This is a genomic window from Micromonospora sp. S-DT3-3-22 (genome assembly GCF_015354745.1).
Classification (GTDB): Bacteria; Actinomycetota; Actinomycetes; order Mycobacteriales; family Micromonosporaceae; genus Micromonospora; species Micromonospora wenchangensis.
In genome coordinates, this window is the sequence record NZ_JACGMO010000057.1 from 35,361 (window position 1) to 43,632 (window position 8,272).

The following is an 8,272-nucleotide window of genomic DNA, read 5'->3' on the forward strand; positions in this document are numbered from 1 at the left end:
ACTAGTCCTGTTCGTCAGGCTCGTCGGCATTGCGAGCAATCGCCACGATAGTCACGCCGTCCGGGAGGTCCATCAGCTTGACCCCCATTGTGTTCCGGTCACGCGTACGGCGTACAGGCTTCACCGGAGTCCGGATGACGCCGCCGTTGCTGGTGATCGCGAACAGCTCGTCGTCCGGGTCGATCACGACCGCGCCGACCAGACCACCGCGGCGCTCGGTGATCTTCGCAGTCAACACGCCCTTACCTCCCCGGCCCTGGACCGGGTATTCCTCGATGGGGGTGCGTTTCGCATATCCCCCGTTCGTGGCCACCAGGACGTCCAGGCCCTCCCGGACGACCTCCATGGCCAGCAGGACGTCGTCGTCGGTGAAGCGCATGCCGATCACACCCGAGGTGGCCCGGCCCATCGGGCGCAGCGCCTCGTCGGAGGCGTTGAACCGGATCGCCTGGGCCTTCTTGGAGACGAGCAGCAGGTCCTCCTCCGGCGCCGCGAGCACGGCACCGACCAGCTCGTCCTCATCGCGCAGGTTGATCGCGATGACGCCGCCGGACCGGTTGGAGTCGAACTCCTCAAGTCGGGTCTTCTTCACCAGGCCGTTTCTCGTGGCCAGTACCAGGTAGGGAGCCACCTGGTAGTTCGGGATTTCGATGATCTGCGCGATCTGCTCGTCCGGCTGGAAGGCGAGCAGGTTGGCCACGTGCTGGCCCTTGGCCACCCTACTGGCCTCAGGCAACTCGTACGCCTTGGCCCGGTACACGCGGCCCTTGTTGGTGAAGAACAAAATCCAGTCGTGGGTGGAGCATACGAAGAAGTGGCTGACAATGTCGTCCTGCCGCAGCGTCGCGCCGCTCACTCCCTTGCCGCCGCGCCGCTGCGAGCGGTAGAGGTCGACCTTGGTGCGCTTGGCGTACCCGGTGCGGGTGATGGTGACCACCACGTCCTCGCGGGCGATGAGGTCCTCCATCGAGACCTCGCCGTCGAACGGGATGATCTTCGTACGGCGCTCGTCGCCCCACTTCGCGACGATCTCACTGAGCTCCTCGGAGACGATCTTCCGCTGCCGCTCCGGCTTGGCGAGGATGTCCTTGAGGTCGGCGATCTCCAGTTCGAGCTTGGCCAGGTCGTCCAGGATGCGCTGCCGTTCCAGGGCGGCCAGCCGGCGCAGCTGCATGTCCAGGATCGCGGTCGCCTGGATCTCGTCGATCTCCAGCAGCCGGATCAGGCCCTGCCGGGCGTCGTCGACGGTGGGCGAACGCCGGATCAGGGCGATCACCTCGTCCAGCGCGTCCAGCGCCTTGGCCAGACCGCGCAGGATGTGCGCCCGCTCCTCGGCCTTGCGCAGCCGGAACGCGGTCCGCCGCCGGATCACCTCGATCTGGTGCTCGACGTAGTACCTGATGAACTGGGCCAGGTTGAGCGTGCGCGGCACCCCGTCGACCAGGGCCAGCATGTTGGCGCCGAAGGTCTCCTGGAGCTGGGTGTGCTTGTAGAGGTTGTTCAACACCACCTTGGCGACCGCGTCGCGCTTGAGCACCAGCACGATCCGCATGCCGGTACGCCCGGAGGACTCGTCCCGGATGTCGGCGATCCCGCCGAGCTTCCCCTCCTTGATCAGCTCGGCGATCCGCTCGGCCAGGTTGTCCGGGTTGACCTGGTAGGGCAGCTCGCTGACCACCAGCGCCGGCCGACCCCGCTTGTCCTCCTCGACCTCCACCACCGCGCGCATCCGGATCGACCCGCGGCCGGTCCGGTACGCGTCCTGGATGGCCGACTGACCGACGATCAGCCCGTGGGTGGGGAAGTCCGGACCCTTGACGATCTCCAGCAGCGCTTCGAGGGTGGTCGCCTCGTCGGCCTCCGGGTTCTCCAGGCACCACTGCACCGCCGCGCCGATCTCGCGCAGGTTGTGCGGCGGGATCTTGGTGGCCATCCCGACCGCGATGCCCTCGGAGCCGTTGACCAACAGGTTCGGGATGCGCGCCGGCAGGATGGTGGGCTCCTTGGCCCGGCCGTCGTAGTTGTCCTGGAGATCGACGGTGTCCTCGTCGATGTCCCGCAGCATCTCCATCGCCAACGGGTCGAGCTTGCACTCGGTGTTGTGGCTGACGAAGCCGTCGGAGACGAAGGAGTGGTCCTCGGTGTCCACCCGGATGCTGTAGACCGCCTGCACCCCCGCGTCGGCGACCTCGGCCACCTCGGCGTAGTAGAACCGTCCGTCGACCAACGGCTCGACCACGTCGAGCACCTCGGTGTTGGTGATCCGGGCGGCGATCTCGTCGCGGTCCCGCTCCCAACGCTCAATCCGGTCGACGTTGTGCCGACGCAGCCAGTCCCGCTCGGTCCAGCGGGTCGCGCCGTGCTCCCGGATGAAGTCGCCCACCAGCGGCACGTGGTCGCTGGACAACGCCGTGCTGCACGCCGGCACCTGAGCCAGCTCGGACTCCAGCTTGGCCTGCTTACGGCCGAGGAAGCCGACGTGCGCGGCGAAGATCCGGGCGTCGCGACGGTTGGTCACCACGACCTTGATCTCGCCGTCGTCATACCGGGTCTGTCGGCTGATCACGCCGAACTCCAGCAGGAGCTGCTGCACCTCGCGGGCCAACCGCTCACTACGGGTCGAGTACGAGACCTGGATGGTGTTACGCGGCAACAGCGACGAGGAGCCGTCGCCCTCGAAGAGCGCCTGGAGGAACGCCCGCTTGATCGCTGCCGGCCCCTGCCAGACGAACTCGGGCACGAACTTGGCGGCGCTACGGGCACCGACCAGCTCGCCGAGGACGCTGGCGCGCAGCGCCGACAGGTTCTGCACGTCCAGCTCGTGCAGGGTGCTGCCCGAGGCGATCACCCGCTCGCTGACGTACCGGGGGCCACCGACGGCCAGGTCGTAGGCGGCGACGACGCGCAGGAAGTAGTCCCGGTCGACGTTGTTGAAGCCCGCACGGACCGCCGAGACCCAGCCCTCCGACACGAACGCGCCGGCGAGCACGGCCGCCTCGACGTGCTCCAGCATCGGGTAGCCGACCTCGTCCGGCACCGCCCGCTGGAGCACCACCCGGTCACCCGGGGAGATCTCGGCGAGCAGCTTCCAGAGCAGGGTCGGCACGCCGGCCACGTCCACCAGGCAGAGCACCGGGTGGTTGTGGGTGCCGGTCAGCTCGTACCCCTCGCGGGTACGCAGCCGCAGCGTCGGGTGCTCGCCGGAGTGGAAGAACTTCGACGCCCGGACCAGGTCGCCGTTGCGGTCGCGGACCTTCAGGTCGACGTCGGTCTCACTGCTCGGCGCGGCACCCGGCACGATGTCGCCGATCCGCACGCTACCTTCGGCGGTACGGATACGGACGTCTGCGGTCAAACAGTATCTCATCGCCGCAGCCGGGTCGTTACCCGGCGAGCCGAAGTTGCCGTTGCCGTCGACCAGCGGGTAGCGCAGCGACCAGGGCTGGGCCATCCGGACCAACGCGTCGTAGATGGCCGAGTCACCGTGCGGGTGGAACTGCCCCATCACGTCCCCGACGACCCGGGAGCACTTCACGTAGCCCCGGTCCGGCCGGTATCCCGAGTCGTACATGGCGTAGAGGATCTTGCGGTGGACCGGCTTGAGCCCGTCCCGTACGTCCGGCAGGGCCCGCCCGACGATCACGCTCATCGCGTAGTCGAGGTACGAGCGCTGCATCTCGACCTCGAGCCCGACCGGCTCGATCCGGTCGTGCTGGACGACCGCCGCGAGGGGTGTCTCGGTGGTCTCCGGCTCGTTCGGGGTGGACTCGGGAGTATCGGTCACTGTTAACCCTTATCAGACTCAGAGTCGTGTTCGTGCTGTGGATAACGCTGTGGATACCGGCCAGGCTGTGGATAACCCGGTGGACGACGGCCGGCCGGTGGGGCACCGGCCGACCGGGCCGTCAGATGTCGAGGAACCGCACGTCCTTGGCGTTGCGCTGGATGAACGAGCGGCGGGCCTCGACGTCCTCACCCATCAGCACGCTGAACAGTTCGTCGGCGGTCGCGGCGTCGTCGAGGGTGACCTGACGCAGCGTCCGGGTGGCCGGGTTCATCGTGGTCTCCCACAGCTCGGGATAGTTCATCTCGCCGAGACCCTTGAACCGCTGGATGTCGTCCGGCTTGGCGTTGGGCTTCTTCTGCTGGCGCAGCGCGATCAGCCCGTCGCGTTCCCGGTCGGAGTACGCGTACTGGGCGTCGTCGCCCTTCCTGTTCCACTTGATCTTGTAGAGCGGCGGGGCGGCCAGGTAGACGTGGCCCAGCTCGACCAGCGGACGCATGAAGCGGAACAGCAGGGTGAGCAGGAGCGTCTGGATGTGCTGGCCGTCGACGTCGGCGTCGGCCATCAGCACCACCTTGTGGTACCGCAGCTTCTCCATGTCGAAGTCGTCGTGGATGCCGGTGCCCAGGGCGGTGATCAGCGCCTGGACCTCGTTGTTCTTGAGCACCCGGTCGATCCGGGCCTTCTCCACGTTGAGGATCTTGCCGCGGATCGGCAGGATCGCCTGGGTACGCGGGTCGCGGCCCTGCTTGGCCGAGCCGCCGGCCGAGTCGCCCTCGACGATGAAGACCTCCGACTCGCGCGGGTCGGTGGACTGGCAGTCGGCCAGCTTGCCGGGCATCGAGCCCGACTCCAGCAGCGACTTGCGCCGGGCCAGCTTGCGCGCCTGCTGGGCGGCGATCCGGGCCCGCGCCGCCTGGGACGCCTTCTGGATGATGGTCTTGGCCTCGGCCGGGTTGCGGTCGAACCAGTCGACCAACCGGTCGTTGCAGACCCGCTGCACGAAGCTCTTCACCGGGGTGTTGCCGAGCTTGGTCTTGGTCTGACCCTCGAACTGCGGGTTGGCCAGCTTGACCGAGATGATCGCGGCCAGCCCCTCACGGATGTCCTCGCCGGAGAGCTTCTCGTCGCCCTTGAGCAGCTTCTTCTCCGCGCCGTAGCGGTTGACCACGCTGGTCAGCGCGGCCCGGAAGCCCTCCTCGTGGGTGCCGCCCTCGTGCGTGTTGATCGTGTTGGCGAAGGTGTAGACCGACTCGCCGTACGACTCGTTCCACTGCATGGCGATCTCGACCGACATGCCCTCTTCCTCGGCGGCGAACTCGACGACCGTCTTGTGCATCGGGTTCTTCGAGGCGTTGAGGTGCCGGACGAAGTCGGCGATGCCGCCCTCGTAGAAGAAGGTGACCTCGCGGGGCTTGCCCTCCTCGCCCTCGGCGACCCGTTCGTCGAGCAGGTGGATGGACAGGGCCCGGTTGAGGAAGGCCATCTCCTGGAGGCGGCGGTAGATGGTCTGGAAGTCGAAGTCGACCGTCTCGAAGACGTCCGGGTCGGGCCAGAAGGAGACGGCCGAGCCGGTGCGGTCGGTGGTCTCGCCCTTGTCCAGCGGTTCGGGCTTGGAGTTGTGGTACTTCTGCCGCCACACGTGGCCGGACTTGTGGATCTCGACGGCCATCCGGGTGGAGAGGGCGTTCACCACGGAGACGCCGACGCCGTGCAGACCGCCGGAGACCGCGTACGCCTTGCCGTCGAACTTGCCACCCGCGTGCAGCACGGTCAGCGCGACCTCGACACCCGGCTTCTTGAGCTTCGGGTGCAGGTCGACCGGGAAGCCACGGCCGTTGTCGGTGACCCGGACCCCGCCGTCGGCGAGCAGCACCACGTCGATGGTGTCGCAGTAGCCGGCGAGCGCCTCGTCCACCGCGTTGTCCACGACCTCCCACACCAGGTGGTGCAGGCCACGCTCGCCGGTCGACCCGATGTACATGCCGGGTCGCTTGCGGACCGCCTCCAGCCCTTCGAGGACGGTGATCGACTCTGCGCCGTAATCCTGCTTGTCCTGCGCTGCCACCCTCGGCCACTTTCTCGCACCATCCGCGCCGAGGGCGCGGGGGCGCGGGTTCGGCGGACAGGACGCGACGTCGGCGTGCACGGACGACGGCCCCGCAGGGCCGTCGCGGATCGTGCGCGCCGGTCGCCGCGGTTGCCCGCGGATCGCGATCGGCCAGACCCGACCCGGGACGTTGATCAAGGGCTGGTGAGGGCCCCCGTCCGTCGCACCGCGTCAGGTCGTCGTCTCAGCGTCAATCTTACTGTGCGCACACGACATAACCGCCACTCGGCACCCCTTGAAGGCGGCTCAGACCCTCGTAGCCGGCCGAATCTCGCTGTCCGCGACTCCCCCTACACGCCCCGGTCCGGCTTCCGTGCCCGCCGCCACCGGATCGTCCGGCTCGCCGGGCGGCGCGGGGTCGCGTCGGGTGGTGGTCGTACCGTAGCTTTGCGGCGCGCGGCGAAGTCGCTCGTCTTGATCTTTTCCACCCGTAACCGGGACGATGGACCCGATCGATCCGACACATGCTCTCGAGAGGTGACACCAGATGGGGCTGGACAATGTCGCGGTGCACTGGCCGCGGACCGGCCGCTTCTACGATCCGGTCGCGCCGGCCGAGTTCGTCGACTTCGGCGAGATCGTCGATGTTCCCCGCATCTCCGCGCCGACCGCCGCGCTCGCCGAGCACATCGCCAAGACCGGCACGGTCCGGGCGACCGCCTACACCGAGCTGGTCGACCTGATCCTCGGCCTGGAAAATGTGCTCTACGCCACCGACGCCGCCGCCGAGGACGAGGACCCGGTGATCGACCCGGACGGCTGCTCCTGGATCGCCGGCGGGGTGGAGAAGTTCGTCGCCCAGCACCGGCCGCACGGCGAGGTGGTGACCTTCGAGTCGGTCAGCGAGGTGCTCCGCGCGCTGCTCGGTGACGGCCGCCTGGCCGAGCAGCAGTTGCGCTGGCTGGGCAGCCGGCTCGACCGGCTGCGCGACGAGAACGGCGACCCGCCCCAGTGGGACTTCACCTGCGCCGAGCTGGGGGTGCTGGCCGCCTTCTACCGGCGCTGCGCCGACCGGGGCTTCGCGGTCTACGCCGACGCCGAGCCCGGCCGCCGCCCCGGCCCGCAGCCCTGAGGTAGCCCGGCAGCCGCCCGGGTGCGCGACCTAGCCGTCCGGCGTCGGTGCGGACGCCGCCGCGCCGTTCGCGGCGGCGATCACCCGGGTCAGCGCCGCATGCAGGTCGCGTAGCTCGGCCAGCGGCAGCCCGAGCCGGGCGACGACCGCCGGCGGGATCTGCTCGGCGCGGCCGCGCAACGCCCGGCCGCTCCCGGTGAGCGACACGGCCAGGCTGCGTTCGTCGGCCGGGTCCCGCTCGCGGCGCAGGTAGCCGGCCGCCTCCAGGCGCTTGAGCAGGGGCGACAGGGTGCCCGGGTCGAGTTGCAGCAGCCGGCTCAGCTCCCGGACCGACAGCGGCGCGTACTGCCAGAGCGCCAGCATCACCAGGTACTGCGGGTGGGTCAGCCCCATCGGCTCCAGCAGCGGCCGGTAGACCGCGACGACGCCCCGGGCGGCGACGGAGAGCGCGAAGCAGACCTGCTCCTCCAGGGCCAGCGGGTCCCCGTCGGGCTGTCCGTCCACGTGTGCTCCTCCTCGTCGCCGTTGCGATGCTACCAATGCTTGGTGTACCAATGATTTGTACACCAAGCGTCGAGGGAAGGTCGGTTGCCGATGAGCGAGGACAAGCCGGCGGCGAAGGCCCCGGGCGAGGGTGGCCGGCTCCTGGCCTGGGCTTTCAAGAACCTGGCCGGCCCGCCGGAGGTGGCCGACGCGGTGCAGGGCGGCTCCCGGCAGGCCCGCGACGCCTGGAAAGAGGACCTGGAACGACGCAAGCAGTGGAGCCGCGAGCAGCGCGAACGAAAGCGCGCCGAGCGGGAGGCCCGCCGCGCCGAACGGTGAGGGTCAGCCGTAGGTGTCGCGCGGCCCCCGACCACGCACCCGGCGTGGCCCACGCGACCAGGACGGCGCCGCCGGCCCGTGGATGTGCAGCTTGCGCACCACGTTGTGGCCGACCTCCCCGGCGATCCGCTTCAACAGCGACCCGGCCAGCAACCGCAGCTGGGTGGCCCACGCGGTCGATCGGGCCTCCACGGTCAGCTCGCCGTCCTCCAGCTTGACCGGGCGGCTGTGCTGGGCGATCTCCGGCCCGACGACCTTCTCCCAGGCGCCGAACACGGTCGCCTCGGCGGCCGGCTGCTGCCAGCCCCGCGCCTTCATCAGCCGTTCCAGCACCGCGCCCAACGGCTGCGGGTCACGCGGATCCGGCCCCGGCCCGGAATAGCCCCGCAGCCGCCGCCCACCGCCGTCGGCCGCGCCGGTCACCCCCGGCTTCCGGGTGCGGGCCGCCGACTCCCGCCGGGCCCGCGCCGCGTCCAGCACCGCC

The 8,272-nt window shown here is 69.5% G+C and carries 6 protein-coding genes; 2 read left to right on the forward strand and 4 right to left on the reverse strand.

Annotated elements, in window-relative coordinates; translation table 11 throughout:
• Position 1: 1 nt before the first annotated feature.
• Positions 2-3,784, reverse strand: coding sequence for an intein-containing DNA gyrase subunit A (gene gyrA / locus H1A17_RS17900; RefSeq protein WP_194822385.1), 3,783 nt, complete (start codon positions 3,782-3,784; stop codon positions 2-4).
• Positions 3,785-3,905: 121 nt separating this feature from the next.
• Complete coding sequence (gyrB, locus tag H1A17_RS17905; protein WP_145917180.1) at positions 3,906-5,852, reverse strand: DNA topoisomerase (ATP-hydrolyzing) subunit B; 1,947 nt, start codon at positions 5,850-5,852, stop codon at positions 3,906-3,908.
• 529 nt (positions 5,853-6,381) lie between these two features.
• On the opposite strand from gyrB, the gene H1A17_RS17910 reads away from it, so the two are divergent.
• The gene (locus tag H1A17_RS17910; protein ID WP_145917179.1) at positions 6,382-6,966 is read left to right on the forward strand and encodes a hypothetical protein; all 585 of its coding nucleotides are present in this window, start codon (positions 6,382-6,384) and stop codon (positions 6,964-6,966) included.
• A 30-nt stretch (positions 6,967-6,996) separates the two neighbouring features.
• Here H1A17_RS17910 and H1A17_RS17915 read toward each other — a convergent pair whose 3' ends face one another.
• Positions 6,997-7,470, reverse strand: coding sequence for a MarR family winged helix-turn-helix transcriptional regulator (locus H1A17_RS17915; RefSeq protein WP_194822386.1), 474 nt, complete (start codon positions 7,468-7,470; stop codon positions 6,997-6,999).
• 90 nt (positions 7,471-7,560) lie between these two features.
• Here H1A17_RS17915 and H1A17_RS17920 point away from each other — a divergent pair, with 90 nt between their 5' ends.
• Positions 7,561-7,788, forward strand: a complete 228-nt coding sequence (locus H1A17_RS17920; protein ID WP_194822387.1) for a hypothetical protein — start codon at positions 7,561-7,563, stop codon at positions 7,786-7,788.
• A 3-nt stretch (positions 7,789-7,791) separates the two neighbouring features.
• Here H1A17_RS17920 and H1A17_RS17925 read toward each other — a convergent pair.
• The coding region (locus H1A17_RS17925) for a DUF721 domain-containing protein (RefSeq protein ID WP_194822388.1) at positions 7,792-8,272 on the reverse strand (481 nt) is incomplete at its 5' end.

Bases quoted from the DNA above. Each gene is read 5' to 3' on its own strand.
- H1A17_RS17910 (WP_145917179.1), top strand. From the start codon at position 6,382: ATGGGGCTGGACAATGTCGCGGTGCACTGGCCGCGGACCGGCCGCTTC.
- H1A17_RS17920 (WP_194822387.1), top strand. From the start codon at position 7,561: ATGAGCGAGGACAAGCCGGCGGCGAAGGCCCCGGGCGAGGGTGGCCGG.